The sequence below is a fragment of the Myxococcus sp. AB036A genome (assembly GCF_006547355.1).
Taxonomy (GTDB): Bacteria; Myxococcota; Myxococcia; order Myxococcales; family Myxococcaceae; genus Myxococcus; species Myxococcus virescens.
Window position 1 is genome coordinate 20,119 of sequence record NZ_VHLC01000034.1, and the last position, 26,808, is coordinate 46,926.

The following is a 26,808-nucleotide window of genomic DNA, read 5'->3' on the forward strand; positions in this document are numbered from 1 at the left end:
CGCGGACTGGCGCCGGGCTTCGGCTTTCCAGCGGCCACTCAGGCCGGCGACTCCCCTGTTTCGGTGACGGGCGTCGTGGCCGGCACGCCATCCACCAGCAACATGATGGAGTGCGCGCTTTCGTGGCGGAGCGCCTTGGCGGCGGCGTATTCCGGGGATGCCCACCAGGCCCTGGCGAGCTCCACGCTGGGGAACTCCAGCAGGACGAAGCGCGGGGGCTGCCAGGTGCCTTCCAGGGCCTGGGTGGGGCCACCCTTGACAAGGTAGCGGCCCCCGTAGGGCTTGAGCGACGGAGGCGCGAGCTGCTTGTACCGCTCGTAGGTCTGCGCGTCGTGCACCGAGACCTCGATCAGGACGTAGGCAGGCATGGGCGCTCCTCGCGCGGCTCAGAACTCGTATCGGAAGACGACGGGCGCTCCCTGCGTTCGATGCCTGGGGAACGTCCAGGCGCCTATCTTCTGCTGCATGCAACGCACGAGCGACGTGCCTCGCAGCCACGGCGTCTCGGTGGTGATGGACTCCACCTTCCCGCTCGGAAGGACGCTCAAGCGCAGCACTGCCCGGTCCCCCTCCTGGGGCGGCGCGGACTGCTCCCGGGCACACGCCGCGAGCTCCGAACGCCGGGCATGCACCACCGCGAAGACGGTGGCCAGGTCGAGCGACTCGCGCGGCGCCGTCGGGTCGGGCGGAACGTAGACGGTCGGCTTGTGGTGCTTGGTGGCGTTGGGCCCTGGGCCGGAGAGCATGCGGTCGAAGTCCGCGTCGGGCCCCAGGTCGTCCTCCGAGCTGCCAGCCGTCGCGGCTTCCGCCACCGTCGTCGCGGGCCGCTTGGCGGGCGCTGGCTCCGGAGCAGGCGCCACGGAGTGCTTCCCGATGACGAAGGCCACGGCGACGTCTCGCGAGGAGAGACTGCCCGTGGGCCGCTCGAAGACGCGCTCCTCCGGCGACGGCCGTCCGCCGCCGGTCGCGGCGCGCGCCGTGCTCTCCGTGCCGGTCAGCTCCGGCACGCGGCCTCCGCGTTCAACCGAGACGGCTGAGAGTGAGGGCGTCGATGGGCGTGTGGGCTCCTGCACCGGGCTCGGGTCGCGCACGCCCTCGGCGGCCGACGTCGCGACGCCCGCGCCGCGGATGCCCAGGCTCGCGCTGCCCGTGCCGCCCGCTGACGTGGAGGAACCCGACGCCGCGCCGCCCTGGCTCGCAGCCGCGACCGCTTCCGGCGTGGGCGCGGCGGCCACCGGCTGTTCCGCGGGCGGCGGCGCACCGGTGCCACGCGTCGTGTCCACGGCCTCACCGGGGCTCGCGGCACCACGGCCGCCCCCAACGCCCAGGACGCTCAGCGCCAGGGCCACCGACACGCCGCCGATGGCACCACCCGCCAGGATGAAACCCAGCCGGCGCTTGCGACGCGCGCGTTCCTCGGGGGACGGAGACGCGAGCACCGCGTGGGTTCCCACGGGCTCCGCCACGGGCATCGGGTCCGACGCCGGGGCTCCGTACGCGGCGAAGTCACTCGCGGCAGGCGCGGTGACAGGTTCCGGTGCGAGCGTCGCGACAACAGCTTCTGGAGCAGGCCCGACGACAACGCCCGCGGCCGGAGTCCCTGGGGACTCCACGGAAAGTGGTGCGTCGGACGCCTGCGTCTGCGGCATGGCGACAGCGCTCACCGCGGGAGTGGCCACGACGGCGGCGGGAGCAATGGCCGCGAAGGGGGGCACCACCGTGCCTGGTGCGTTCAGGATCACCCGCTCCGTGGTGGCCTCGGACACGTCCACCGCGCGCGCGGCCTGGGGCATGAAGGCCCCGGACGCTTCCGGCGGAATGGGCGGAGGTCCCGCGGGCACGGCCGGCGGCAGCAGCGCGGAGGCGAGTTCCGGGATGTGCCCCAAGGGCAGCCACTCACTGAACCCCTCGCGCCAGCACAGGGAATCAAAGCCCAGAAAACCCCGCTCCACGTGGGCCTTCAGGTCCGCGAGGTCGTGAGGACCGTAGGCCGAGCCGCCCGCGACGAAGTACCAGGCATGCTTCACGACGGGCGCGGCTTCCTTTGGCGGCGCCTCCTCCTCGCCCAGGGTGGACGCCCGTGAACGGCCCGCGCCCCGGTGCAGTCGCTCCGACTGCGTGGCCTCGCGGTAGCGTGGCTGCGCGCTGGGCCGGGTACGAAGGCTCTTGTCCGTGCGCAGCTGGCCCACGATGGCGTCCAGCTCCGCATCCGACACGCCATCCAACACGGGCGAATCGCCCTCGTCAGGGCGCTCTGGGGCCACCTCCCGGGCGTTTCCCGGGTTGGCGTTGTCTTCCCCTGAGTTGCCGGCCATCGACCCGCTCCTTGATTCCATCCGGTCCCGATTAAGCCGCACCATCAGACCTCACCCAATGGAATGCCACCACGGCGATTCGTCAACGGCGAGCATCTGCGCGGAGGTGGACACAGCCCCCACGTGGGACGGAGCCCTAGCGTAGTTCCCATGGCCCATGTTCGTACAATGTCCCGACTGTGCGGCATGGACACACAGTCGTCGATGCGCCACGCGTGGGAGCGAGAGCAGTGCCGCACACCTCGCGGCACGTGCCGGCACACGCACTCTCCGGCGATCAAACAGAGGACTTCGTAGGCGCGGGCAACTGCGCGGCCACGGGCCCGTGCCCCAACGCGTCCACCACCGCCACCAGCGTCCGGGCGCATTCCTGGCGCACCACGACGCCGTCGCCATTCTCCAGCGCCCCCACCTTGGGACGGGAGCGATGGGCGACCGCGAACCTCACAGCCACACCTCGAAGTCCACCTGCGTGCCCTTCGGGCCGGTGCGCACGTCGAAGCGGTCCGCCAACCGCTTCACGCCCAACAAGCCCAGGCCCAGGCCCGTCTTGCTCTCGTACGTCCCCGACAGCACGCGCTCCAGGTCCGGGATGCCTTGCCCGGAGTCCTCGGCGCTGACACGCAGCAGCCGCTTGGGCGTCAGCTGCGGCGCGAGCTGGATGGTGCCGCCCCCCGCATACGAAATCTGGTTGCGCGCCAGCTCACTCACCGCCGTATCCACTTTCTGGCACTCGTAGCCGCGCCCGCCCAGGGATTCACACAGCATCCGGGCGGCGAGCCGCGCGTGACTGGCGTCCGCTTCCGTGCGCACCAGATAGGTGGTCGCCCGGACCTCCGCCGGGGCGGAAGTGGCCGTGCCCTCCGGCCCCGCTGAGGGCGCGAGCTGCGCGCGAAGCTGCGCCATCATCTGCTGCCGACGAGAAGGGTCCACGAAGTGGCGGGTGGCGGGTTCCAGCGCCTCGATGATGCGCGGCAGGTCCGCCGTGGTCGCCGTGTCCAGGGACAGCCGGAGGGACTCCACGGTGCCTCGCAGCACCAACTGCGCCGCCGTCTCCGACATGAACTGCCGCAAGACGCGAAACAGCGCCGAGCACACCCAACCACCGCTCACCCCTGCCTCCTTTTCTTCGCCTGGACCACCACCCGCTTGCGCGCCAGCACCTCGAACCCTCCACCTTCGCGGTTGGCCACCTGGACGTCGTCGGTGAGCCGTCGCACCGCGGCCCCGCCTTCGCCCAGGCTTTCTCCGGGCAGCGGGCTCGGACGCCCTTCCCTGCCAGCGAAGAATCGGGATGGGTCCTCCATGCCGGGGCCGCGGTCGCGGGAGCGGATGAAGAGCCACTCCGCCTCGCGCCACAGCTCCACCCAGCCCCGGCCACCCGCGTGGCGCACCAGGTTGGTGGCCAGCTCGCTCACCACCACCGCCACCTCGGCGCTGGCTTGCGCCGTCAGGCCGTGCTCACGGGCGTAGCGGAGGCTCAACGCGGCGGCGACCGCCGTATCCGACCTCAAGCGGATCTCGATGCTGAACATCGGCTCAACTTCTGAGAGCATGGGAGACACGAGCACCGAAAATTCAGCGAATCTTCAATATTTCAATGAAGCACCCTCAATGGAAGCACTTCCCCTCCGGGGATGTAAAGCGGCTCGCAGTCATCCTGGACCCGGAGCGCCCATCTCGGGAAAGCCTGGGTGTGAATGAGGGGTATTCGTGAAGCGCGGTCGGGAGTTCAGCGCTTCATGGCGGGACCGCCGGGACTTCCACGAGGTGGCGCCGAGGCCCGCATCCGCTTCGGGAGCGGCCTCCAGGCGCCTGCCTCGCGTACGTCGGTCACGTGCCGGACAGCTCGTGCATCTGCAAATCCGGCCCCACCGCCAGCGTGTGGCCATGAGCCAGCTCCACCCATCCCGCGGTGCGCTTGAGCGCGCTGGCCACCACGACCGTGCGACGGCGGCGGTGCGCTCCCACCGCGGGCTGCGTATCGGGTGTCGAGGGCGTCACCTCGCACAATTCGCATTCGGCCGCCCCCTCCAGCCGCGTGCAGTACAAGGGATGCTCGCCGTACCGGGTCGCCGCCAGGAGGATGCCGTTGGTGGCCACCAGGTTGAGCGTGGGCGTGCGTGTCACGCCGGCCTGGGCCGCGGCCTGCGCCACCTCGCGCGCCGTGTCCGCCAGCACGCGTCCAGCGACCTCGGCCTCCAGCCGTGGATCCTCCGTGCGGCCCAGGTCGCGCAGGCGCCTGAGGAAGACAGCGAACAGCAGCTCCCCTTCGGTGCCGCCACGCACCTGACGCCGCAGGTGGTCCGGCAGCGACGCCAGCAACGGGGCACGAAGCAGCTCGAAACCCTGTACGCCGCCATGAAGAGCGAACAACCAGCGCCGAGAGCGGAAGGGCTGCGTATTCTCCTCCAGCGACAAGCCCACGGGCAGTTGGCCGGCGTGGAACAGCAGTGCCTCCGATTCATGCGGGGGCACGAGCGAGTCCAGGGACAGTGCCTCGCTACTGGAGAAGCGCCGCAACAGGACCTCCTCCTGGGCGTAGGCTCCCACCCCCACGGCGTTCGCCCTCGGCTCTCCCTGGAGCAGGACCTGGCCTTGGAGGCGGTGCAGCTCACAGCGCAGCAGGTTCGGGTCGGACGTCAGAGCGGCGAGGATGACGGACATGGATGAGTAAACCCCCTTCGCCATGAGAGATAATGGCCTCGGAGCGCCCCCTCAAGCCAGTGGGCGTGCTCCCTTGCACCCTCGCTAAGCCCTTGAAATGGCTGGGCTTTATTGACACGGGAACGTTGACACCCGCTTCTGGGGGTGCCTAACCTCCGTGCCCTTCACCGACGGACCTCTGCTGAAGGTCTTCACCGGAGATGGAATGGCGGACGACATCGCAATCGGCATCGACCTGGGCACGTCATTCTCATGCGTGGCGGTGGTCCAGGACGGCCAGCCCACCGTCATCCCCAACGAGTGGGGAGAGACGACTCACGCCTCCTGCGTCTCGTTCCTCGAGGATGGCTCGGTCCTGGTCGGTAACGCGGCCAAGAAGAACATCATCACCAACCCCGAGCAGACCGTCTATTCCGCCAAGCGCCTCATCGGCCGCTACTACTTCTCCGACGAGGTGAAGAAGGCGCAGGCGGTGATGCCGTACCGAATCGTCGAGGGCGACAACAACTCGGTGCGCATCGCGATGAACGAGCACTCCTATTCGCTCCCGGAGATCAGCGCGCTGGTGCTCAAGGAGCTGAAGGCGGTGGCGGAGACGTACCTGGGCCAGGAGGTGACCAAGGCCGTGGTCACCGTGCCCGCGTACTTCAACGACAACCAGCGCCAGGCCACCAAGGACGCGGGCCGCATCGCCGGCATGGAGGTGCTGCGCATCCTCAACGAGCCCACCGCCGCGGCGCTCGCATACGGCTTCGGGCGCGACGTCAACCAGCGCGTGGTGGTCTACGACCTGGGCGGCGGCACCTTCGACGTCTCCATCCTGGAGATTGGCAAGGACGTCTTCGAGGTGCTGGCCACCGCGGGCGACACGTACCTGGGCGGCGACGACTTCGACGACCGCATCATGACGTGGCTGGCGGATGACTTCCTGGCCCGCACGCGCCTGGACGTGCGGCAGAACAAGTTCTGCCTGCAGATGCTCAAGGAGGCCGCGGAGAAGGCGAAGATCGACGTGGGCCAGACGGGCTCCGCGGAGATTCTCTGCCAGGGCATCTGCCAGGACGCGGACGGCAACGTCATGGACCTGCGTGGGCAGCTCAACCAGGACCAGTTCAACCGCATGGTGATGGACCTGGTGCAGCGCACCTTCAAGGTGTGCGACGAGGCGCTGCAGAGCGCGCGCCTGACGGCCGCCGACATCGACGCGGTCATTCTCGTGGGCGGGCCGACACGGCTGCCCATCATCCGCAATTCGGTGAAGCACTACTTCCAGAAGGAACCGCTGGAAGGCATCAACCCGGACCAGGTCGTGGCCATGGGCGCGGCGCTCCAGTCGCACGCGCTGCTGGACAGCAAGACGCAGACGTTCCTGGTGGACGTCACGCCGCTGTCGCTGCGCATCGGCACGGTGGGTGGGTACACCGAGAAGATCATCGACAAGAACACGCCGGTTCCCATCGACCGCTCGAAGACGTTCACCACCAGCCGCGACGGCCAGGAGAAGGTGAAGATTCGCGTGTACCAGGGCGAGTCCAACCGCGCCGACGAGTGCGAGATGCTCGGCGAGTTCGAGTTCGCGGGCTTCCGCATCGGCTACCGCGGCGAGGTGAAGATCGAGGTCACCTTCGAAATCAACACGGATGGCCTGGTGCACGTGTCCGCGTGCGACACGGCGACGGGTCAGAAGACGTCGACCTCCATCACCCTGTCCTCCGGCATGAGCGAGGCCGATATCCAGCAGTCCATCCAGGCCAACCGGAACATCCGGCTTGCCGGCCACAACAGCGACGACCTGCCCGCCGCGGCGCAGTAAGGCCGCGACTCGACCACGCCGATGTCCGAGCCTTCAGACCCCAGCGCCGGCAAACCGCCGGGAGCCACGCCCGGGACACCGGCCACGCCCGCCCGGCCCGCAGTCCCGCGCGTGACGGCCGCCGTCCCCGGCCCTGTCACGCCCGGGACGATTCCGTCGTCGCCCGCCGCCAGCGCGCCGACTCCGCCGCCTCGGCCCCAGGGAACACCTGTCGCACGCCCCACCGGCGTGACGCCCCCGGTGCCGCCCCGGGCCACGACGACGGGGATTCCCACGGTGCGGACGGGCGCTGGAGAGGGTGCGCCTTCCACGCCCGGACGTGCGACGGCGCCGGGTGCGAGTCCCGCGGCGGCGCCGGCACGCCCGGCGTCGGGTGCGGTGCCGTCCGTGCCGGGTTCGGGGAGTGCGCCGCGAGGCACGCCCACGACGCTGCCTGCGATTCCTGCCGTGGGTGCCGCGACGAGCCCTGCCGCGAGGCAGCCGGCAACCGGCGCAGTGCCGGGGCAGCGGAGTGCTGCTGGAGATGCGCCATCCGCCGCGGTCGCCACGACGCCGGTGCCGCGCCCGGCGGGAGCTGGCACAGGGGCCTCGGCGTCCGCGCCGGGTACGTCGGCTAGCGCGAGTGCAACGGGTGCTGACGCTCGGACACCCGTGCCGCGTTCGGCGCTCGCGAACACTGGCGTGCAGGCGCCCACGGCTCCGCAGGGCATCAGCGGAGCTGACGCGCGGACACCCGCGCCGCGTCCGGCCACCGGAGCAGCGGGGGCTGCCACGCCCGTACCGCGCCCGGCCACCGGAACAGCGGGGGCTGCCGCGCCCGTGCCGCATCCGGCCGCGGGAGCAGCGGGAGCCGCCACACCTGTACCGCGTCCGCCTACCGGTGCAGCGGGAGCCGCCACACCTGTACCGCGTCCGGCCGCCGGAGCAGCGGGGGCCGCCACGCCCGTACCGCGTCCGCCTACCGGTGCAGCGGGAGCCGCCACACCTGTACCGCGTCCGGCCGCCGGAGCAGCGGGGGCCGCCACGCCCGTACCGCATCCGCCTACCCATGCAGCAGGGGCCGCCACACCCGTACCGCATCCGGTCGCCGGAGCAGCGGGGGCCGCCACGCCCGTACCGCATCCGGCCGCCGGAGCAGCGGGAGCCGCCCCCCCCGTACCGAGCCAGGTGACGGGCGCAGGCGCCAACACTCCTGTCCCCCGCGTGCCCCCCGCAGGCACCGCCACGCCCGCTTCGGGACCGGCACCGGCCTCCCCCGCCGCTGGCGCGAGTACGCCCGTGCCACGCGTCGCGACGGCTGGCGCCACTGCCACTGGAGCCAACACGTCCGCCCCGCACCAGGGCTCGAATCCCAATGCGGCGGGAGCACCGACGCCCGCGCCTCGCCCGGCCGGTGGAGGAAACACGCCTCCTCCGCGCCCGGCCGGGGCAGTTCCTCCGGCGCAGCGACCCACCATGGGCGCAATCCCCGCCGTTGCTCCTGCCATCGCGCCCATGGGTGCAACAGCGTCGCCAAGCTCGGCTGGTGTCGCTCCCCCCATCGCTCCCGTGGGGGCCTCCGCTCCACTCGCGGGCGCAGTGCCCCCCATCGCTCCCGTGGGGGCCTCCGCTCCACTCGCGGGCGCAGTGCCCTCCATCGCTCCCGTGGGGGCCTCCGCTCCACTCGCGGGCGCAGTGCCCTCCATCGCCCCCGTAGGCGCTCCGGCTGCGCCCTCATCGACAGGCGTCGTCCCCTCCGTGGCCCCGGTAGCGCCCCGCGCTCCGGCCCAGACGAGGACTGTCCCGCCCGTCGCCCCGGCAATCCCCGCAGCCGCGCCGCAGGCAGGCGCCGTACCCTCCGCACCGGCGCGCGCCCAAGGAACAGCACCGACGCCGAGGCCGCCTCCCGTACTCGCGCTGGGACAGGTTGTCCCTCCCGTGACGCCGTCCACGGCTCCACAGCAGAAGCCCGGTGCCCGGCCCACCATGTCCCTCCCAGCGCTGGTGCCCGCCGGCGCCACGCCGCCGCGCCCTCCCCCGTCCGTGGCGCCCGCCGTCCCAGGCATCGCACCGCTGACGCCGGCCTCACACGCTCCATCCGGCGCGGTGCCATCGATTCCTTCCGTGGCACCCATCGTCCCGCCCGTCGCCCCGGCCGCGGCCACGGCGGTCACGTCACCGCCGTCGCCTGCTGCGTCAACGGACCTGGGCCTGGACATCCAGCAGCTCGCCGACCTGGAATCGCGCTGCGCGAAGCTGGACCAGCTCGACTACTTCGAAGTGCTCATGCTGGAGAGGACCGCCACCCCCGCGGACATCAAGCGCGCCTTCTACCGGGAGAGCCGCACCTACCACCCGGACCGCTTCTTCCACGTGGACTCCAAGGAGCTCAAGGAGCGCATCAACGAGCTCTACAAGCGCGTCACCGAGGCCTACTACGTCCTGCGCGACGACACGAAGCGCAAGAAGTACGTCGTCGACGTGACGGGCCCCGAGCGCGCCCAGAAGCTGCGCTTCACCGAAGCCTCCGAAGCGGAGACCAAGGCCGCCGCCAAGAAGGAGCAGGAAGAGCAGATTGGCACCCACCCCAAGGGACGCCAGTTCTTCCAGCAGGCGCAGAAGGACGCGGACGCCGGCAACTGGTCCGCCGCCGAGCGGAACCTGAAGATGGCGCTCACCTATGAGCCCTCCAACGCCCGCTACAAGGAGCGGCTGGCGGAGGTCCAGAAGCAGTCCCAGGACGAGGCTCGCGACAAGGGCGGCTCGTTCAAGATTCGCTGACGGCGGCGGCGCCCATGGTCATCGACCTCATCATCCTCGGATTGGTGCTGTTCTTCGCCATGATCGGCGCCATCACCGGGGCGTCGCGCCAGGTCGCCAACGTGGTGGGCCTGGCGGTGGGCTACTTCGCCTCGCGCCGCCTGGGCCCCGTGGCGGCCCCACACCTGGCCGAGGCCCTGGGCAGTCCGCTCTTCCTGGGCGCCATCGTGGGTACGGTGCTCCTGTTCATCTGCACGTGGCTCGCGGTGCGCTACGCCCTGGGCGCGCTGCTGCTGCGCATCCTCTCCACCGGTCAGCACCATGAGAACCGGGGCGTGGACCGCTTCCTCGGCTTCGTGCTGGGTGGCGCGAAGATGGGCATCATCGCCTGGGTCGTCCTCAGCGCCATCGCCTTCTTCGAACAGCACGTCGTCATCGCGGGCCGCCGCGTGGGTCTGTCCCCGAAGGAGTCGCTCTCCATCGAGGTCGCCCGCCGCTACAACCTCTTCGAGATGACGCAGTTCGCCCCGGTGAAGAACCTGGTGGAGGTCGCCAAGGCCGCCAGTGATCCGAAGCGCGCGAGGCGGCTCCAGGACGACCCGGCCTACAAGGCCCTGCGCAAGGACCCTCGCTTCCAGCGACTGCTGCAGGACCCGAAGCTGAAGCAGGCCCTGGCCCGAGGAGACACCGCCGCGCTGCTGCGCCACGACGGTGTGCTCCAGCTCATCCAGGATCCGGACGTGGCGGCCCGGCTGGGCGCCGCGGCCCGCGCCTCCGAGCGCGAGCCCTGACTCACACGTCCAACTGCGTCGAATCCAGCCCCCGCAGCCGCTCCCGCACGAAGCCCGCGTCCACCGTCACCTGGCGCCGCCGCCGCTCGGGCGCCTCGAACATGATGTCCGCCATGACGTGCTCCAGGATGGACCGCAATCCTCGAGCGCCCAGCCCCCGCTCCACGGAATAGCGCACCACCTCACGCAGGCCCGGTTCGGCGAAGTCCACCTCCAGGTCGTCCATGGACAGCAGCTCGCTGAACTCGCGCACGATGGAGTCCGGCGGCTCGGTGAGCACGCGCATCAGGTTCTCCTCGCCCAGCCGCTCCAACTGCACCACCACCGGCAGGCGGCCGAGGAACTCCGCCAGCATGCCGAAGTCCGTCAGCTGGCGGGTGCTGATGCGCTTTGGGCTGCGCGTCGCCGAGTCCTCCGCGCCAAAGCCCATGGCGCGGCTCCCTTCATCTCCGTAGTCGTGCAAGTCGCTGAACGTGCCCGCGCAAATGAAGAGGATGTCGCGCGTGTCCACCTGCACGAAGTCGCTCTTGTTCCAGGCCTGGGTGACGTTGAGGGGCACGTACACCTCGCGGCCCTCCAGCAGCTTCAGCAGCGACTGCTGGACCCCCTCGCCGCCGATGTCGCGGCTGCCCGCACCGTTGCGGGCTCCCTGGGAGCGGCGGGCAATCTTGTCCACCTCGTCAATGAAGATGATGCCCCGCTGGGTGTCCTCCACGGAGTGGTTCGCCTTGAAGAGGAGGTCGGAGATCATCACCTCCACGTCCTTCCCGTAGTAGCCGGCCTCCGTGTACTCGGTGGCGTCCACGGTGGTGAACGGCACGTGGAGGATGTCCGCCAGATTGCGGGCGATGTGCGTCTTGCCACTCCCGGTGGGTCCCATCAGCAAGATGTTGGATTTCTTGATGAGCGACGTCCGGCGCAGCCTTCTCGCCAGCAGACGCTTGAGGTGATTGTGGGCCGCAATGGCCACCGCGCGCTTGGCCCCGTCCTGGCCGATGACGAAGCGATCCAGCCGCTCGTAGATTTCCCGCGGGGTCAGCAGCGCCTCTTCCCTGCGTGCGGACGACTCCATGTACCCTCCCCTTGTTTCCACGCGTCCCTCATGACTCACGGGGAAAGGGTAGGAATTGAATGGAGGGTCGGCCCGCGGGAGGAGGAGCACCGGGCGGCCGCCCCGCCAGCCTGCCTGCCCTCCGCACAAGCGGCTGTTGAATACCGAGGGGCTTTCCGATAGTTCCCGCGCGATTCCTGTGATCGTCCGTTGTTCACGGGAGTCCACCCCATCTACCCCAGGGAGCCTCGAGACGCCGATGCCCGTAAACGCCCCTCCCCACCGCTGGACCCTTGCCGACGCGCACGAGCTGTACGGAATCCGGAACTGGGGCAACCCCTACTTCGGCATCAATGAGAAGGGCCATGTCATCGTCCATCCGGACGGTCCCCAGGCCCCGAACATGGACCTGAAGGAGCTGGTCGACGAAGTGCGCCGCCGGGGCATCGGCCTGCCGCTGCTCATCCGCTTCACGGACGTGCTGCGCCACCGCGTGGTCCACCTGAACGAGGCCTTCCGCAAGGCCATGAACGATCAGGGGTTCAAGGGCGGCTACCGCGGCGTGTACCCCATCAAGGTGAACCAGCACCGCTACGTGGTGGAGACCCTCATCGAGGCGGGCAAGGGCTACAACTACGGGCTGGAGGCCGGCAGCAAGCCGGAGCTGCTCGCGGTGATGGCGCTGCTGGAGAACGAGAACGCGCTCGTCATCTGCAACGGCTACAAGGACGAGGAGTACATCGAGACGGCGCTCTTCTACTCGCGCCTGGGCCGCAACGTCATCCTGGTGGTGGAGAAGCCCAGCGAGCTGCCGCTCATCGCGGAGGTCGCCCGGCGCACGGGCATCCCCCCCCGGCTGGGCATTCGCGTGAAGCTGTCCACGCGCGGCGCCGGCAAGTGGGAGGCCAGCGGCGGCGACCGCTCCAAGTTCGGCCTGACCTCCTCCGAGCTGATGAACTGCATCGGCTTCATGAAGGACGCGGGCCTGCTCAACTCCTTCGAGCTGCTGCACTTCCACCTGGGCAGCCAGATCTCCAACATCCGCAATGTGAAGAACGCGCTGCGTGAGGTGGGCTGCTTCTACGTGGAGGTGGCCCGTCAGGGCGCGCCGCTGAAGTACCTGGACGTGGGCGGCGGCCTGGGCGTGGACTACGACGGCTCCCAGACGAACTTCGCCTCTTCCATGAACTACACCACGGAGGAGTACGCCAACGACGTGGTGTTCGGCGTCATGGAGGCCTGCGACCGGGCCGGCGTGCCGCACCCCACGCTGGTGTCGGAGTCCGGCCGCGCCGTGGTGGCGCACCACGCGGTGCTGGTGGTGGATGTGCTGGGCACCAGTGAGTTCGGCCCGGCGCCGGTCCCTGACAAGGTGGACGAGAAGGCGCCCTCCGTGGTGCGCAACCTCTGGTCCACCTACCGCGAGGTCACCAACAAGAACCTGCTGGAGGCGTGGCACGACGCGCAGGACGCCAAGGAGGAGAGCCTCACCCTCTTCTCGCTGGGCCACCTGTCGCTGGAGCAGCGCGTGGCGGCGGAGAACATCTACTGGGCCACCTGCCACAAAATCATGCGCATCGCGCGTGAGCAGGGCGAGATTCCCGAGGAGCTGGACTCCCTGGAGAAGGCGCTCAACGACACGTACTTCTGCAACTTCTCCGTGTTCCAGTCGCTGCCGGACTCGTGGGCCATCGACCAGCTCTTCCCGATGATGCCCATCCACCGGCTGGCGGAGAAGCCGACGCGCCGCGCGACGCTGGCGGACATCACCTGCGACTCGGACGGGAAGATCGAGCACTTCATCGACAAGCGCGAGGTGAAGGACGCCCTCGAGCTGCACGCGCTCAACGATGACGACTACTACCTGGGCATCTTCATGGTGGGCGCCTACCAGGAGATCCTCGGAGACCTCCACAACCTGTTCGGCGACACGCACGCCGTGCAGGTGTCGCTGGGGCCCAACGGGGGCTACCTCATCGACAATGTGGTGGCCGGCGACACGGTGACGGAGGTGCTCAACTACGTCAGCTACACCAAGGACGACCTGGTGGCGAAGCTGCGCAAGTTCACCGAGGCCGCGCTGCGCCAGGGCCGCATCACCCTGGACGAATCGCGCAACCTGCTGCGCATGTACGAGGATGGCCTGTCCGGCTACACGTACCTGGAGCGCGAGGTGGACGCGAGCTTCGGCAGCAGCGCCAGCCAGCTCCGTCTGGTGCCCACGCCGGACGCCTCGGGCGCCCGGCCCACGACGCCGCCCGCCGGCGCTTCGGGAACGTCGGGCACCTGAGCCCCGCGCCAGAATGAAGTCCTCGCCCCCTGTCGCTCGCCGCGGCAGGGGGCTTCTTCATGCCCGGGCGTCCGTCACTGACCCGCGACGAGAGGCTCTCCGGTCCCGAAGGGCTGCGGCTCCTCCGCGAAGGCCACGTCGGCTGCCTGGGCCCTCAGGCGCTGGAGCACGGAGCGCTGCGCCTCGCCGCGCTGCACGAGCGACTCGAAGGGAAAAACCGCGAGCCGCGCGTCTTTCACCGACACGCGCGCCAGCGTGCGCCAGAGGGACAATCGGCCGTCCGTGGCCGAGCACAGGCCTTCCAACTCCAGCAGCCGGCTCAAGGGCGAATAGCGCACGAACGTGCCGTTCAACTTCAGCCGGCTCACCTTCTCCACGGCCCACGCGGCGCGCGTCTTCAGCCCATCTCGCTTCAGCTCCAGGGCGTCCATCACCGATAGCAGCGTGGTCTGGTCTTCCTTCAGCTCGGGGATGAGCGTCGCCAGATAGCGGCCCAGCAGGTTGCCGTGGTTCTCCGCCTCCGTGCGGATTGCCAGCTCCAGCCCGCCCACCGAGCCCGCCAGGTGGTCATTGAGGTAGATGCCCAGCCGCTTCGCATGCATGCCGTGTCCTCCAGGACGAGCCCCGCAGTCGGGGAGGATGAACACGAAGGGGCCCACCCGCAGCATTCGCGGGCAGGCCCCCTGGAGGGCAAGCGGCCTGGCGTCCTCAGTCCGGATAGCTGAACGTCAGCGGCAGCTTCACGTCCGGGTGGAGGCTGCGGGCCACCGGGCACTCACGGCCCACCTTCTCAAGTGTGGCCCGGTGTTCGGCGGACAGGCCGGCCGGCATCTGGATGTCCAGCACCAGTTCGGCGATGCGGCGCGGCGGGGGCGACATCCGCTTCTCCACACGGGCGCTGACCTCGCCCAGGGCAATGCCTTCACGCGAGGCGAACAGGTGCATCGTCGTCACCGCGCACGACATCAGCGCCGCGCCCACCAGGTCCGTGGGCGAGAAGCTGCCACCGGTGCCGCCGTTGTCGCGCGGCGCCTCCGTCTGATTCACCGTGCCCGACGGGCCATGGGTGAGCTGCGTCTTGAACTGGGGCTGGCTGACCAGCGTCATCACCACGCCCGTGGCGGGCGTCTGCGGCGGGCTCATGTCGGCGCTCCTCGAAGCAAAAGGGCTCCGCCGACATACCACCCGAACCGCGGCAGGGGCCGCTACTTGTTGCGCTTCCGGGCCGCGCCGCCGGACACCTTCGAAGGTGCCTCCGGGACGCGCTCGGGCGCGCCGAGCACCTGGGCCCGAACCTGCTCGGCCGGCAGATGAGCAGTGTCCGCCATGACACAGGACACGAAGGCCAGCTCCGCCAGGGCCCGGCGCGCGCGCTGCCGCACCGCGGGGTCCTCCGAGGCCAAGACCTCGGTGGCGGACGCCACGTAGCTGCTCGCCAATGACTCGAAAAGGTAGACCCGGTTCTCGATGGTCGTATCGGACTTCTTGCCCATAGGACTCGGACAGTAGCCACACCCAGGGTGGCGGCGGCACCCCCCATGCCGCAAGTTGGTGTGAAACCCGGCATAGGTCGCGTATGGGGAACATTCCCCCCACACCCTGGAGCCCGCCGTGATTGACCTGCACTCGCACACCACCGCCAGCGACGGTCAATATGCGCCCACGGAGCTGCTGGCGCGGGCCGCCGCCGCCGGGGTGACGGTGTTGGCGGTGACCGACCACGACACCGTCGCGGGGTTGGCCGAGGCCGAGGTGGCGGCGCGCGCCCACGGCGTGGAGCTGGTGCCGGGCATCGAAATCTCCGCGTTCATTCATGGACGCGAGTGCCACATCCTGGGGCACTTCCTGAGGCCGGACGACGAGGACATCGCTCGCTTCGCCGACCGGCTCCGGCTGGAGCGTGAGCAGCGCATGGAAGCCCTGCTGGAGCGCATGCGGCAGTTGGGCTACCCCGTGCGCATGGAGCACGTCCGGGCGGTGGCCGGCGACGCACAGTTGGGCCGTCCCCATCTGGCCCGCGTGCTGGTGGACCGCGGCTGGGTGGTGGACGTGAAGGAGGCCTTCGACCGCTTCCTGGGCATGCGCGGCGCCGCCTGGGTGGAGCGCTTCAAGCTGGCGGGCGAGGACGCCATCCGCCTCATCCGCAACGCGGGCGGCACGGCCACCCTCGCCCACCCGGGTTCATCACGCATGGAGCGACTGGAGATCCGCGCGCTCGCCCAGGCGGGACTGGCGGGCCTCGAGGTGCTGCACGAGGACCACAACCCCAGCGTGCGCCAGAAGTATCTCGGCCTGGCCAAGGAGCTGGGCCTGGTCCCCACCGCTGGCAGCGACTTCCACGGCGAGGCCATCTCCGCCGACCACCGGCTGGGCACCGCCTCCATGCCTCCCGAGCTCTTCGCCCGCCTCAAGTCACGCGCCCAGGCCTGAGCCGCCACAGGCGGGTAAAAGTGAAAAGTCCAGGAATTTGTTAGTCTCCGGGCCTCCATGGGGTGCCCGAGCGAGACGACACTGAGCGACTTCCTCGAAGGGGCGCTCCCGGACGCGCACCGCACGCGCGTCCTGGCCCACGTGGAAGGATGTGAGCGCTGCCAGGAGCACCTCGCCCTGGGCGCCAGTGCGGCGGAGGCCGTGCCCCTGCCCGACGATGGCCCGCTGGTGACCACGGGCACCCAGCTCTCACGCTACGTGGTGCAGGAGCGCATTGGCCGGGGCGCCATGGGCGAGGTGTACGCGGCCCATGACCCGGAGCTGGACCGAAGGGTCGCGCTGAAGCTGCTGCGCCCCGAGGGCCGGCACCTGGAGGAGCTGCGCTTGCGGCTGCTGCGCGAGGCTCAGGCCCTGGCCCGGCTGGCCCATCCGCACGTCGTCACCGTCTACGACGTGGGCGTCTGCGAGGACTGTGTCTTCCTGGCGCTGGAGTTGGTGGAGGGCGCGTCGCTGGCGGAGTGGCTGGAGGCGCCGAGGCCCTGGCAGGACGTGGTGCGCGTCTTCGTGGACGCGGGCCGGGGACTGGCGGCCGCTCACGCCGCCGGGCTGGTCCACCGCGACTTCAAGCCGGGCAACGTGCTGGTCGGGAAGGATGGGCGCGTGCGGGTGACGGACTTCGGTCTGGCCCGGCCCTCCCACCGGCGAGTCTCGGGCCACGCCGCGCCAGTGAGCCTGGACACGGTGACGGCGCCAGCCTCGCTGGTGGACTCGCCGCTGACCCATTCGGGCGCGCTGCTGGGCACGCCCGCGTACATGGCGCCCGAGCAGCTTCAAGGTCACGGCGTGGACGCGCGCTCGGACCAGTTCAGCTTCTGCGTGGCGCTGTACGAAGCGCTCCACGGCGTGCGCCCCTTCGAGGGCCGGACGCTGGAGGCGTTGGGCCAGGCCGCGCGGGAAGGACGCATCCGCGCGCCCGAGCGCGAATCGAAAATCCCGGCCCGTGTGCGGCGCGCGGTGCTGCGGGGTTTGCGAGCCCAGCCGGAAGAGCGCTTCCCATCGATGGAGGCGCTGCTGACCGAGCTGGCCCCCCGCGCTGGAAGGCGCCTTGCCTGGGTGGGCGCCTCCGCCGCCGTAGCGTGTCTCGTAGGGCTCACCGTGGGTTACGTGGCGGCGCATCGGAGGCAGGCCCGCTGCGAGTTGGAGGCGGAGCGGCTCACCACCATCTGGGGACCGGAGCGTCGCGCGCGAATCCATGCGGCCTTCCTCGCCACGGGCAAGCCCTTCGCCGCCGCCGCGTGGGAAGCCGTCGCCAGCACGCTCGACGGACACGCGGACACGTGGCGCGAGCTGCGCACCGATGCGTGCGCGGCCTCGCGCGATGACACCCATGCCTCATGGCAGACGGCCGCGTGCCTGGACACACGGCTGTGGCACCTGGCCGCCGTCGTCGACGTGCTGGAGAAGGCGGACGCGAGGACGGTGCAGCACGCGCCGCAGATGGTGGCGTCCCTGGAGGGCGTCTCCGGCTGCCGGGATGCTCCGGAGCTGGCGAACCGGCCGCAGCCTCCGGATGCCCTGCGGCCTCGCGTGGACGCGGCGCGGCGCAAGCTGGCCGAGGCACGGGCCCACATGGACGCGGGCAACCACTCCGGCGCGTTGAAGGAGACGACGGCCTTGCTTCAGGACATCCAGGGGCTGGACTACCGGCCGCTGGAGGCAGAGGTCCTCACGCTGCACGGCTATGCCCATGGGCTCGCGGGCAAGCCCAAGGAAGCCGAGGAGCACCTCTACAAGGCGCTCTGGGCCGCCGAGGCGGGCCGCGACGACGAAACCGTGGCCCGTGTCTGGAACCTCCTCCTGTGGGTGGTGGGCGACCAGATGGCGCGCATGGACGAGGCGAACCGGCTGGTGCACCACGCCCGCGCCGCGGTGGAGCGGCTGGGCCGCGAGCGCTTCCCGCACATCGCCACCGACCTGCACCTGCGAATGGGCGGCTTGCTCCTGGTGCAGGGCAAGCTGGACGAAGCGGACGCGGAGTTCACCCAGGGACTGGAGCTGGCGCGAAGGACCGCGGGCCCCTCACGGCCTCGCGTGACGTACTTCCTCACCGGACTGGGACGCGTCCGCTCGCGGCAGCTTCGCGCGGAGGAGGCCCTGGCGCTCTACCAGGAGGCGCAGGCCTACGCGTTCCAGGAGCGACAGTGGAGCCCCGAGCACCCGGTGCTCGCGCTCAACCTCAACAACATCGCCACCGAGCTGCTCGCCCTGGGCCGCACGCAAGAAGCGCTCGACACGTTCCAACGCTCGCTGGCGCTGCTGGAGGCCGCGCGCTCCAAGGACCACGCGAGCCTGGCCGCCCCCCTCAACAACCTGGCCGGCCTGCTGCGCCGCGAGGGGCGCCTGGACGAAGCCCGGAGCCACTATGCGCGAGCCCTGGCCATCTTCGAGCGCAGCAAGGGGACGGACCACCCCAGCACCGTCACCGCGCTCGGTGGGCTGGGCATGGTGGCCTATGACTCCGACCGGCTCGACGAGGCGCTCGCCCACAACCAGCAGGCGCTGGAGCGCATCCAACGCAGCGTGGGCCAGGACTCGCCGCGCCTGGAGATGTCGCTGCGCAACCTGGGCCTCATTCACCTGCGCGCGGGCCGGCCGGCGGCGGCGCGGCGCAACCTGACGCAGGCGCTTGGCCTCCTCCAGAAGGCGAACGGCACCGACAGCGTGGTGGCATGTGGCGTGGTGCGCGACCTGGCCCGGGTGGACCTGGAGACGGGCGCATTCCGGGCGGCGCTGACCCGCTGCCAGCGCGCCCTGGCGCTGGATGAAGCCGCGCAGGGGGACGACAGCCCGGACGTCGCGCTCGACCTCGCCTGCCTCGGAGAGGCCCACCTGAGCCTGCGCGCGCCCGAGCAAGCCGTCCCGTTGCTCGAGCGCGCACGGCGCATCCATGCTCGCGTGTGGCTGGACCGGAAGGAAGCCGCGCGAGTGTCCTTCCTCCTCGCACGGGCCCTGTGGGAACGGCCCACTCCGGAGGGACGGGAGCAGGCCACGGCCCTCGTCCGCGAGGCGAAAGCGTGGCTGGAAGCCCAGGGTCTGCGCGCCCGGCGCGAGCACGACGAACTCGAGGCATGGCACGCGCGGCACCTGCCCCGCGTGAGCGAGGTCACCCGATGAGCCAGGCTCCGGAAACGCTGACGCCGCTGCTGCTCGCGGGGGCACCCGAGTCACTGCACGACACGCTGCGCTCCGCGCCCGCGCTGGAGGCCCTGCTCACGGAGCTGCTCGACCAAGGCCGTGCGGCGTGGCCCACCGTGGCGCTGGCGCCCGCGGCCCTGTTGCACCACGTGGGCCGGCACCTGCGCGCGGAAGGCCCACCCCTGGATGCGCTCAAGCAGCTCCATGCCGCGGACGTCTACCTGGCGTGTGCCTGTGCCCAGGGAGAGCCCCAGGCGTTGCAGCTCTTCGAGAAGCACGTCCTCCAGAAAGCCGCCGCACGACTGTCCCGGCACCTCACGGCGATGGTGGACGAGGTGCTCCAGGTGACGCGCCAGCGGCTCCTGCTGGGCGTTCACGGCGGCGCGCCGAAAATCGCGGAGTACTCGGGCCGGGGCTCGCTGGGCGGCTGGGTGCGAATCGTCGCCTCGCGCATCGGCGGCGAGCTGCTGGAGCAGACCGGCCGCCACGAGCAGTCCTCCACACCTCCGGAGGCCTTGGAGCAGCTGTTGTCCCGGGACGACCCCGAGCGAAACGTGCTCCAGGCCCACTCCCGGCAAGCCCTGTCCGAATCCCTCCAGGCCGCGCTGGCAACGTTGTCCGAACGGGAGCGCGCGCTGTTGCGCCTGCACCACCTCCACGGCCTCACCATGGACCGCATCGCCACGCTGTACGCAGAGCCCCGCTCCAGCGTTGCACGCCACGTGGCCCAGGCCCGTGAGCGGCTCCTGAAGCAGACCCACCGAGAGCTGGCCGCCCGGCTGAAGCTGGACGGGCGCGAGGTGGAGAGCCTCCTGGGCCTGGTCCAGAGCCGCCTGGACCTCAGCCTCCACCGGCTGATGGGCTGACGCGTGCCTCGACTGCCGCGCTGATTCAGGCTGCGCATTCATCGCGGGCGATGCCATCATCCAGGGGAACCCTGGACGAAAGAGCCCTCAACGATGGCGCAGAAGAAGGCGAAGCGAGCGAACCGAGACCTAGAGAAGACGTACCCGCGCAAGGACTTCGTCGCGAAGCTGCGGCGGTTGGCCGACGCCATCGAGGAGGGCAAGGCCTTCAACATCCAGGTTGCTGGCGAGCGCCTGCGCATCCCCGCCGACGCGCTCTTCAACATCGAGCACGAGCGCGAGGGCGGCGTGGACGAGGTCGAGTTCCAGCTGCGCTGGCAGCGGGAGTGAGCCTCAGTTCCGCGTCGTCTTGAAGCGGCTGGTGACGGCGGTGAGCCCCTCGGCCACCGCCTGCAGGTCCTGGGCGATGCGCGTGGTGCGTCCCGTCGCGTCCACGCCCTGCTTCACCAGCTCCGCGACGTTGCGGGCGCCCTGCACGGCCTGCTCGCTGGACTGGCGCTGCTGACGGGTGGCGATGGTGATCTGCCGCGCCGCCTCGCTGGTGCCGCGCGCCAGCTCGACGATTCGCTGGAACACGGAGGAGGCCTGCTCGGCCACCTCCACGCCCCGGTCGCTGGTGGCCATGCCCACGCGGGCCTTGGCCGCCGCTTCCTCGCCGGAGTCCTGCACCTTCTCCACGATGCGGGCGATGTCACGCGCGGATGCGGACACGTTCTCCGCCAGCTTGCGCATCTCCGCGGCCACCAGCGAGAAGCCCCGCCCCACCTCGCCCGCCTTGGTGCCCTCCAGCGCCGCGTTCAGCGCCAGCAAGTCGGAGCGCTCCGCCACCTGGTTGATGACCTGGGCAATCTTCGACACCTGCTGCAGGTCCTGGTTGAGGCCGACAATCGCGTCCGCCACGCCCTTGGACTCGGTGCGGATGTCGTTGATGCCCGCCACCACCTGCGCAACCACCGCCATGGCCTCCGCCACGGCCTCGTGGGTGCGCCGCGCGCTCGACTCCACCACCTCCGTGGAGCTGGAAATCTGCTCGGCCGTGCGGCTCAGCTCCTCGAACGTGGCGGCAATCTGCTGCGCGTACGCCGCCTGCTGGCTGATGACGTGCTCCTGGTCCGCGGACGCCCCCAACAGGCCCCGCGACGCGCCGGACAGCTGCTCCGTGCGCGAAACCATCTCCATCACCGAGGTGCGCAGCGTGCCCAGCATCTTGTTGAAGGACTGCGCCATGAGGCGCACCTCGCCCGTGGCCGGCACGTCCAGCTCCCCGCGCGACATGTCGCCCCGGGCCACGTCCCGCACCACCTCCGTCACCCGTGCCACCGGTTCGGCGATGGCGCGGCTGATGAACAACGACAGGGCCAGCCCCAGCACCAGCGCACCCGCCAGTCCGGCCAGCACCGCGCCCCGCATGTCATCCACCGAGCTGAGCGCTTCCTGGACGCCGAAGCCCGCAACGTAGATGCGCTCACCACTGGCGCAGCGGACCGACACCTCGTCGTGTTGGGTGGACGTAGCGCAGCCATCCAGCCCCTCCACGCCGAGCGAGCGGATGGCCGTGGGAATGGAGCCGCGCCCATGGAGCACGGTGCCTTCCGCCGACACCAGCCCCTGGTAGCGCAGGGTGAAGCCGCTGCGCTCGTTCAGCGCCTCCGGGGCCTCCAGCATCGACAACACGTCCCGCACCCGGGCCGTGGATTCCGGCGTGCTGTCCGCGGACAGGAGCGCGGGGTGCTGCGATATCAGCCGCGCCACCACCCGCACCCGCTTCTGGAGCAACTCCAGCGTGACCTCCCGCTGGTGCATGGGGAAGTACACGACGCAGAAGCTCACCACCGCCAGGCACGGCACGAGCACCGCGATGGCCACCTGCGTCCGCAAGCCGAGCCGGCCCCACATGCTTGCCATCTCCCCGGTGAGAAAGTTCCACGCCGGATGGATACCGACGGTTCTCGGACGGTAGGCGTCCCTTCGCGGAGCGTCAAACCGGCCGACCAGAGCGGAGCCGTGCGGGCGGCTGATCCACGCCAGGCGCGCCCCGGGGTCCCATGAACACCGCTTTTCGCCGTCATCTCAAGGGGTTGGCGCGCTGCTCCCTGGACTTTCCCTTTGACATTGCGAGCACGGTGTCATTAGGTTCCGCGCGCGATGACTCCGACTCCCCTCACGCCATACCTGCCGCTGGCCGTCGTCCTGCTGCTGGCGGGTGGCATGGCGATGCTCATTCCCCAGATCACCACGCGGCTGGGTCCTCGCCGCCCGAGCGCCATCAAGGCGACCAGCTTCGAGGCCGGCTCCGAGTCGAGCGGCCCGGCGCGGCAGCGCTTCGCGGTGAAGTTCTACGTCGTGGCCCTGCTGTTCATCGTGTTCGACGTGGAAGCGGTGTTCCTGTACCCCTGGGCGGTGAACTTCCAGGCGCTCGGCTGGTTCGGGTACGTGGAGATGCTGGTTTTCGCCGTGACGCTGGTGGTCGGCCTTATCTACATCTGGAAGAAGGGCGCTCTGGACTGGGAGAGCTGAGACATCATGGCTGACGCTGACCTCGCAAACATCGTGACGACCCGCCGTGACGAGTCCATGGGCTGGCTCCAGTCCATCGTCTCGAAGGGCCTGGGTTGGGCGCGCAAGTACTCGCTCTTCACCTATCCGTACGCCACGGCCTGCTGCGGCATGGAGTACATGTCTGTGGCCGCCAGCCGGCACGACATCTCCCGCTTCGGCGCGGAGTTCCCCCGCTTCTCGCCGCGCCAGGCGGACCTGCTGATGGTGGTGGGCACCATCAACCTGAAGCAGGCCCCCATCCTCAAGCGCGTCTATGAGCAGATGGCCGAGCCCAAGTGGGTCGTGGCCTTCGGCGTGTGCGCGTCCTCGGGCGGCTTCTACGACAACTACGCGGTGCTCCAGGGCATCGACCGCATCATCCCGGTGGACGTCTACATCCCCGGCTGCCCGCCGCGCCCGGAGCAGGTGCTCGACGGCCTGATGCTGCTGCAGGACAAGATTGGCAACCAGGTCCACCGCATCGCGGACCGCGAGGAGGCCAACCCCACGGCCGCGCGGCACAACCTGCTGCTGTCCATGAACAAGTAACGCGCCCCACGCGCGGTACCGCCAGGGCCCCGCCCGCTTCCCGCCTCAGTCGGTGGAAGCGCCGGGGCCTTGGTATTTCTGGCGCCACTACCAGCGGTGGTACGCGGGGTGGCCCGGCTTCACGGCGACGAAGGTGCCCCGGCAGGTGGCCGTCACCTTCCCTCCCGCGGTGAGCGTGCCTTCGATGACGGCGCGGTCCCCCTGGATTTCCACCGGCTTCGCCTCCAGGCGCAGCGGCCCGGCCATGGGCGTGGGACGCTTGAGGGTGATGGCGTACTCGGCGGTGACGGTGCACGGCGGCGCGTCCCCGCCCTGCGCGCGCATCAGGTGGTAGGCCGCTGTCCAGTTGCAGTGACAGTCCAGCAGCGTGCCGACGATGCCGCCGCTGAGCACGCCGTCGAAGGCGTGGTGGTGCTCTTGCGGCGTCCACTCCGCGACGACAGCATCACCCTCCACGCGGCTGCGGATGCGCAGGCCCTGGGCGTTGGCCGGGCCGCATCCGAAGCAGCTGTTTTGGGGCGCGTAGCGTTCCTGAAGGCTCTGGGTGTCCGGAGTCGTCGACATGGCCGGCCACCTTACGCCAGCCTCCCGCCGCCATCCGGCCCTGCACGCGGTCGAACCACGCCTCCAGCGCCAGGGCGTCCGGCCCTTCACAGTCGCCCTGGCAGGCGCGCAGCACCGTGCCGTTGGCCTGGGGCCGGTCCACCCACCAGCGCTGGCCGTCGAAGGCGCCCACGTCCTTCTCCTGGAGGATGCGAGCGTGGGCCGCGGGCCCCATCTCCACCACGCCATCCGGACGGATGCGGTACGCGTCGAAGGAGCGAGGCGCCCCCGGCCAGTGCCCCGGGTCGAACACCTCCGGCAGCACATGGGTGAAGCCCGTCTCGGCGTACAGCGACAGCGGGCCCAGGTCCTCGCCGCGCAGCAGCGGCGCCAGCGACACGCCGTCCACATCCGACAGGCCCGGCAGCCCGGACAGCTCCAGCAGCGTGGGCCCCACGTCCACCAACCGCACCAGCGAGTCCACCAGGGCTGGCGCCGTCCCCCGTCCCTTGGGCGGCTTCACCGCCAGGAGGATGCGGTTCTCCTCCTCCGACAGCCGCGCGCCATGCACCGGCGTGGCGCCCGCGAGGTCCTCGCGGTCCGCGTGGAAGCTCTCGCCATGGTCCGACAGCAGGAGGATGAGCGCATCGTCGTAGCGCCCGGAGCGGCGCAGCGCGTCCAGCAGCGTCCCCACCTGCGCGTCCGCCTGTGCAATCAGCTCGTCGTAGAGCGCCTCCGCGCCCGCCCGGTTCCAGCCGCCCTTCGCGCCTGGAGACACCGGGGCGAAGTGCATGCGCAGCCGGCGCTCCAGCGGCTCCGAGGCGGGCACGAAGCGGCGATAGAACGGATGCACCGGGTCGCCCGGGAAGTGCGCCGCCGTCGCGTGGAAGGCGAACAACGTGGGGCCCTGGCTCGCCTCGTCCACCAGCCGCGAGGCCAGCCGCTCCGCGTAGCCCATGGGGTCGTGGATGCCGGCCAGCGCGCGGTTGTCGATGAACTCGGGCAACCAGGCGGCGCCCAACGCGTGGTCGGCGAACATGCCCAGCGCGCGGTAACGCAGCTTCTCCAGGAGGAAGTTCACCGCCCCGCGCGGCGGCTGCAGGCGCGTCTCGAAGCCGGACGCGGGCCCCTCCGCGTGGAAGCGCGAGCAGTCGGTGGCGAACACCGTGCGCCACCCCGCCTGGGAGAAGGACTCCGCGAAGGTTCGCTGGAGCTGCATCCGCGAGTCGGACGTCAGCGAGTAGCGCACGCCCGTCTCGTGCGGCCACCGCGCGGTGAGCAGCGAACGCCACGCGGGCTCCGTCTGGGCAATGGGCGTGTACGCGCGGGTGAAGAGCGTGGCCTCCTCCAGCAGGCGCTCCACGTGGGGCGCCACCTCGCCCGTTCCTCCCTGCGACTTCAGCCGATCCGGCCGGAACGCGTCGATGCCGATGACGACCACCAGCGGATGCTCGGGCGCGCCGCGTCCAGCCATCCCCTTCCCCACCACCAGCAGCCCCGCCACGCCCGCCAGCGCCGCGCCTGCCCATCCCGCGCGCCGCCACTGCCGCGTGCGCGCCACCCACACCGCCGCGTGCGCCACCAGCCAGGCCGCCAGCACCGCGCGGGGATGCCAGGGCTCGCCATGATCCACCAGCCAGGCCAGCAACGACCGGAGCGCGGGCAGGTCATCGAAGAGGGCCGGACGCGCGATGGCCCGGTCCCACGCCAGCAGCACGAACAGCAGCAGCCCCTGCCCCAACGTCGCCCACGCGCCGCCCCGTCTCCAGGCACGCGCAAGCAATGTCCCCGCCACGGCCAGCACCATGCCGGCCACGGCATACACGGCAGCGATTCGCAACAGCAGGCCAGGGAGGACAAGCCGCACGGCCGCCATCAACGCGGCGTAGGGGCCATCCACCGGGATGTCCATGCCCACGACACCCGAGCGCAGCAGCAGCCACGACTCGGCGGCGAACAGCAACACACCCAGCACGGCCCCCACGAGCAGGCGCGGCCACCAGGAACGGAGAATGCCTGAAGGGGGGGATTCGGGCATGACCTCCTCTTCTATACCCGATTGAAACAGGCGTGTGCCGGTCGGACGACCGCCCCTCGCCAACGTGCGCTCCGCGCGAGGGCCTTGCAGAATGGCCGGCCTTGACTCCGCCTCGACGGGCAGCCAGCGAGGCCCTGCATCACCACACGGTGCCCATCCCGATGACAGCCAGGACCTTCGCCTGGATGCCGGTGAACCCCACCTTGGTGCCCGGCTAGCGACTGCCCGTGGCCACCTTTGCGCCCAGTGTAGGACACCCCGGAGTCGCGCTGCCGGCCGGCTGATCCACCCCCTGTCCGGGCCGCCGCCCATCCTCCCACCCGGTTTCGCGCAACGCCCGCTTCTGGGCCTCCTAAGTGGGCTACATGGTTGAGGGTTTACGTTGACGCACCCGCCGAGGGCTCCTTATAAAGCCGCGGATTCTTCTCCCTTAGTCATTGGGGCACCCTTGAGCACTTTCGCGTTGGACAGGGTCTCCGCCCAGCTCCCAGAGGCGGTGGCGGATCGCTACGTGGATCGGACCGGAGGCGCCTGGGCCGTCATCCATGCAGACTCGCTCCCGAAGGTCGCCGCGTTCCTGAAGAACGACCCGGAGCTGGAGTTCAAGCTGTTCGGCTCCATCGACGCCGTGGATCGGCTGCACCTGGCGGAGAACGACCCTCGCTTCGAGGTCGTCTACTTCCTCTACTCCCTCAAGCGGCACGAGCACGTGCGGCTCAAGGTGCGGGTGAGCGAAGCCAACCCGGTGGTGCCCACCCTGGTGCCGCTCTTCCGCGGCGCCAACTGGTGGGAGCGGCTGACCTTCGACTTCTACGGCATCCGCTTCGACGGGCACCCGGACCTGCGCCGCATCCTCCTCTACGACGAGTTCGAGGGGCACCCCCTGCGCAAGGACTACGCGCTGCGTGACCGGCAGCCGCTCATCCCCGAGCGCCCCATCAAGGACATCTTCCGCGGTCCCGGCACCAGCGGGCTCTCCTGAG

General features: G+C 70.3%; 24 protein-coding genes. 11 read left to right on the plus strand and 13 right to left on the minus strand.

All coding sequences use genetic code 11. From position 1 onward, the window contains the following. Positions 1 to 38 precede the first annotated feature (38 nt). From FL344_RS16175 to FL344_RS16195, 6 genes are all read right to left on the minus strand, one after another. Positions 39 to 368 (minus strand): DUF1330 domain-containing protein, encoded by a 330-nt coding sequence (locus FL344_RS16175; RefSeq protein ID WP_141619168.1) that lies wholly within the window; start codon positions 366 to 368, stop codon positions 39 to 41. 18 nt (positions 369 to 386) lie between these two features. After that, positions 387 to 2,315, minus strand: coding sequence for a GYF domain-containing protein (locus FL344_RS16180; RefSeq protein WP_228565099.1), 1,929 nt, complete (start codon positions 2,313 to 2,315; stop codon positions 387 to 389). 277 nt (positions 2,316 to 2,592) lie between these two features. Beyond that, the gene (locus FL344_RS38530) at positions 2,593 to 2,763 is read right to left on the minus strand and encodes a hypothetical protein (RefSeq protein WP_194858340.1); all 171 of its coding nucleotides are present in this window, start codon (positions 2,761 to 2,763) and stop codon (positions 2,593 to 2,595) included. Then, the gene (locus FL344_RS16185) at positions 2,760 to 3,428 is read right to left on the minus strand and encodes an ATP-binding protein (protein WP_141589773.1); all 669 of its coding nucleotides are present in this window, start codon (positions 3,426 to 3,428) and stop codon (positions 2,760 to 2,762) included. Before FL344_RS16185 ends, FL344_RS38530 begins: the two co-directional genes overlap by 4 nt. Further along, complete coding sequence (locus FL344_RS16190) at positions 3,425 to 3,871, minus strand: ATP-binding protein (RefSeq protein WP_141589772.1); 447 nt, start codon at positions 3,869 to 3,871, stop codon at positions 3,425 to 3,427. Before FL344_RS16190 ends, FL344_RS16185 begins: the two co-directional genes overlap by 4 nt. A 277-nt stretch (positions 3,872 to 4,148) precedes the next feature. Next, the gene (locus FL344_RS16195; protein WP_194858338.1) at positions 4,149 to 4,982 is read right to left on the minus strand and encodes a class II glutamine amidotransferase; all 834 of its coding nucleotides are present in this window, start codon (positions 4,980 to 4,982) and stop codon (positions 4,149 to 4,151) included. A 205-nt stretch (positions 4,983 to 5,187) separates the two neighbouring features. Between FL344_RS16195 and dnaK the strand changes: the two genes are divergently transcribed. From dnaK to FL344_RS16210, 3 genes are all read left to right on the plus strand, one after another. Continuing rightward, entirely contained in the window at positions 5,188 to 6,795 is a 1,608-nt protein-coding gene (gene dnaK, locus FL344_RS16200) for a molecular chaperone DnaK (protein ID WP_011552814.1), read from the plus strand. A gap of 1,965 nt (positions 6,796 to 8,760) precedes the next feature. Beyond that, the gene (locus FL344_RS16205; protein ID WP_141619195.1) at positions 8,761 to 9,555 is read left to right on the plus strand and encodes a J domain-containing protein; all 795 of its coding nucleotides are present in this window, start codon (positions 8,761 to 8,763) and stop codon (positions 9,553 to 9,555) included. A 14-nt stretch (positions 9,556 to 9,569) separates the two neighbouring features. Continuing rightward, on the plus strand, positions 9,570 to 10,325 hold the full coding sequence (locus FL344_RS16210; RefSeq protein ID WP_141619170.1) for a CvpA family protein: 756 nt from the start codon (positions 9,570 to 9,572) through the stop codon (positions 10,323 to 10,325). A gap of 1 nt (position 10,326) precedes the next feature. Here FL344_RS16210 and clpX read toward each other — a convergent pair whose 3' ends face one another. After that, positions 10,327 to 11,397, minus strand: coding sequence for an ATP-dependent Clp protease ATP-binding subunit ClpX (clpX, locus tag FL344_RS16215; RefSeq protein WP_141619171.1), 1,071 nt, complete (start codon positions 11,395 to 11,397; stop codon positions 10,327 to 10,329). A 238-nt stretch (positions 11,398 to 11,635) separates the two neighbouring features. Here clpX and speA point away from each other — a divergent pair, with 238 nt between their 5' ends. Continuing rightward, the gene (gene speA / locus FL344_RS16220; RefSeq protein ID WP_194858337.1) at positions 11,636 to 13,666 is read left to right on the plus strand and encodes a biosynthetic arginine decarboxylase; all 2,031 of its coding nucleotides are present in this window, start codon (positions 11,636 to 11,638) and stop codon (positions 13,664 to 13,666) included. Between the two features lie 74 nt (positions 13,667 to 13,740). On the opposite strand, the gene FL344_RS16225 is transcribed toward speA, so the two are convergent. The 3 genes from FL344_RS16225 to FL344_RS16235 form a co-directional block, all read right to left on the minus strand. Then, positions 13,741 to 14,268, minus strand: coding sequence for a hypothetical protein (locus tag FL344_RS16225; protein ID WP_228565100.1), 528 nt, complete (start codon positions 14,266 to 14,268; stop codon positions 13,741 to 13,743). A gap of 106 nt (positions 14,269 to 14,374) precedes the next feature. Then, positions 14,375 to 14,809, minus strand: a complete 435-nt coding sequence (locus tag FL344_RS16230; RefSeq protein WP_011552807.1) for an OsmC family protein — start codon at positions 14,807 to 14,809, stop codon at positions 14,375 to 14,377. Positions 14,810 to 14,871: 62 nt separating this feature from the next. Beyond that, on the minus strand, positions 14,872 to 15,159 hold the full coding sequence (locus tag FL344_RS16235; protein ID WP_141589767.1) for a hypothetical protein: 288 nt from the start codon (positions 15,157 to 15,159) through the stop codon (positions 14,872 to 14,874). Positions 15,160 to 15,277: 118 nt separating this feature from the next. Here FL344_RS16235 and FL344_RS16240 point away from each other — a divergent pair, with 118 nt between their 5' ends. The 4 genes from FL344_RS16240 to FL344_RS16255 all read left to right on the plus strand — a co-directional run bounded on the left by FL344_RS16240 (position 15,278) and on the right by FL344_RS16255 (position 20,487). Then, positions 15,278 to 16,096, plus strand: coding sequence for a PHP domain-containing protein (locus tag FL344_RS16240; protein WP_141589766.1), 819 nt, complete (start codon positions 15,278 to 15,280; stop codon positions 16,094 to 16,096). A 57-nt stretch (positions 16,097 to 16,153) separates the two neighbouring features. Beyond that, positions 16,154 to 19,270 (plus strand): tetratricopeptide repeat protein, encoded by a 3,117-nt coding sequence (locus FL344_RS16245; protein WP_141619173.1) that lies wholly within the window; start codon positions 16,154 to 16,156, stop codon positions 19,268 to 19,270. Beyond that, the gene (locus FL344_RS16250) at positions 19,267 to 20,157 is read left to right on the plus strand and encodes a sigma-70 family RNA polymerase sigma factor (RefSeq protein ID WP_141619174.1); all 891 of its coding nucleotides are present in this window, start codon (positions 19,267 to 19,269) and stop codon (positions 20,155 to 20,157) included. Before FL344_RS16245 ends, FL344_RS16250 begins: the two co-directional genes overlap by 4 nt. A 93-nt stretch (positions 20,158 to 20,250) precedes the next feature. After that, a complete protein-coding gene (locus FL344_RS16255; protein ID WP_090488968.1) occupies positions 20,251 to 20,487 on the plus strand; it encodes an amphi-Trp domain-containing protein in 237 nt (78 codons plus the stop codon). Between the two features lie 3 nt (positions 20,488 to 20,490). Here FL344_RS16255 and FL344_RS16260 read toward each other — a convergent pair whose 3' ends face one another. After that, positions 20,491 to 22,053, minus strand: a complete 1,563-nt coding sequence (locus FL344_RS16260) for a methyl-accepting chemotaxis protein (protein ID WP_194863131.1) — start codon at positions 22,051 to 22,053, stop codon at positions 20,491 to 20,493. A 249-nt stretch (positions 22,054 to 22,302) separates the two neighbouring features. Between FL344_RS16260 and FL344_RS16265 the strand changes: the two genes are divergently transcribed. Both FL344_RS16265 and FL344_RS16270 read left to right on the plus strand, forming a co-directional pair. Then, a complete protein-coding gene (locus FL344_RS16265; protein ID WP_011552801.1) occupies positions 22,303 to 22,674 on the plus strand; it encodes an NADH-quinone oxidoreductase subunit A in 372 nt (123 codons plus the stop codon). Positions 22,675 to 22,680: 6 nt separating this feature from the next. Next, a complete protein-coding gene (locus FL344_RS16270; protein ID WP_013939311.1) occupies positions 22,681 to 23,244 on the plus strand; it encodes an NADH-quinone oxidoreductase subunit B in 564 nt (187 codons plus the stop codon). 87 nt (positions 23,245 to 23,331) lie between these two features. Here the strand turns inward: FL344_RS16270 and FL344_RS16275 are convergent, their stop codons facing one another. Further along, positions 23,332 to 23,700, minus strand: coding sequence for a PaaI family thioesterase (locus tag FL344_RS16275; RefSeq protein ID WP_194863132.1), 369 nt, complete (start codon positions 23,698 to 23,700; stop codon positions 23,332 to 23,334). Beyond that, complete coding sequence (locus FL344_RS16280) at positions 23,690 to 25,825, minus strand: sulfatase-like hydrolase/transferase (protein ID WP_141619177.1); 2,136 nt, start codon at positions 25,823 to 25,825, stop codon at positions 23,690 to 23,692. Before FL344_RS16280 ends, FL344_RS16275 begins: the two co-directional genes overlap by 11 nt. 463 nt (positions 25,826 to 26,288) lie before the next feature. Between FL344_RS16280 and FL344_RS16285 the strand changes: the two genes are divergently transcribed. Further along, positions 26,289 to 26,807, plus strand: coding sequence for an NADH-quinone oxidoreductase subunit C (locus tag FL344_RS16285; RefSeq protein ID WP_020478794.1), 519 nt, complete (start codon positions 26,289 to 26,291; stop codon positions 26,805 to 26,807). Position 26,808 lies beyond the last annotated feature (1 nt).

Coding starts and splice junctions, on each gene's coding strand:
- FL344_RS16175 (WP_141619168.1), bottom strand. CDS start 368: ATGCCTGCCTACGTCCTGATCGAGGTCTCGGTGCACGACGCGCAGACC.
- FL344_RS16180 (WP_228565099.1), bottom strand. CDS start 2,315: ATGGCCGGCAACTCAGGGGAAGACAACGCCAACCCGGGAAACGCCCGG.
- FL344_RS16190 (WP_141589772.1), bottom strand. CDS start 3,871: ATGCTCTCAGAAGTTGAGCCGATGTTCAGCATCGAGATCCGCTTGAGG.
- FL344_RS16195 (WP_194858338.1), bottom strand. CDS start 4,982: ATGTCCGTCATCCTCGCCGCTCTGACGTCCGACCCGAACCTGCTGCGC.
- dnaK (WP_011552814.1), top strand. CDS start 5,188: ATGGCGGACGACATCGCAATCGGCATCGACCTGGGCACGTCATTCTCA.
- FL344_RS16205 (WP_141619195.1), top strand. CDS start 8,761: ATGTCCCTCCCAGCGCTGGTGCCCGCCGGCGCCACGCCGCCGCGCCCT.
- FL344_RS16210 (WP_141619170.1), top strand. CDS start 9,570: ATGGTCATCGACCTCATCATCCTCGGATTGGTGCTGTTCTTCGCCATG.
- clpX (WP_141619171.1), bottom strand. CDS start 11,397: ATGGAGTCGTCCGCACGCAGGGAAGAGGCGCTGCTGACCCCGCGGGAA.
- speA (WP_194858337.1), top strand. CDS start 11,636: ATGCCCGTAAACGCCCCTCCCCACCGCTGGACCCTTGCCGACGCGCAC.
- FL344_RS16225 (WP_228565100.1), bottom strand. CDS start 14,268: ATGCATGCGAAGCGGCTGGGCATCTACCTCAATGACCACCTGGCGGGC.
- FL344_RS16230 (WP_011552807.1), bottom strand. CDS start 14,809: ATGAGCCCGCCGCAGACGCCCGCCACGGGCGTGGTGATGACGCTGGTC.
- FL344_RS16235 (WP_141589767.1), bottom strand. CDS start 15,159: ATGGGCAAGAAGTCCGATACGACCATCGAGAACCGGGTCTACCTTTTC.
- FL344_RS16245 (WP_141619173.1), top strand. CDS start 16,154: ATGGGGTGCCCGAGCGAGACGACACTGAGCGACTTCCTCGAAGGGGCG.
- FL344_RS16250 (WP_141619174.1), top strand. CDS start 19,267: ATGAGCCAGGCTCCGGAAACGCTGACGCCGCTGCTGCTCGCGGGGGCA.
- FL344_RS16255 (WP_090488968.1), top strand. CDS start 20,251: ATGGCGCAGAAGAAGGCGAAGCGAGCGAACCGAGACCTAGAGAAGACG.
- FL344_RS16260 (WP_194863131.1), bottom strand. CDS start 22,053: ATGTGGGGCCGGCTCGGCTTGCGGACGCAGGTGGCCATCGCGGTGCTC.
- FL344_RS16265 (WP_011552801.1), top strand. CDS start 22,303: ATGACTCCGACTCCCCTCACGCCATACCTGCCGCTGGCCGTCGTCCTG.
- FL344_RS16270 (WP_013939311.1), top strand. CDS start 22,681: ATGGCTGACGCTGACCTCGCAAACATCGTGACGACCCGCCGTGACGAG.
- FL344_RS16280 (WP_141619177.1), bottom strand. CDS start 25,825: ATGCCCGAATCCCCCCCTTCAGGCATTCTCCGTTCCTGGTGGCCGCGC.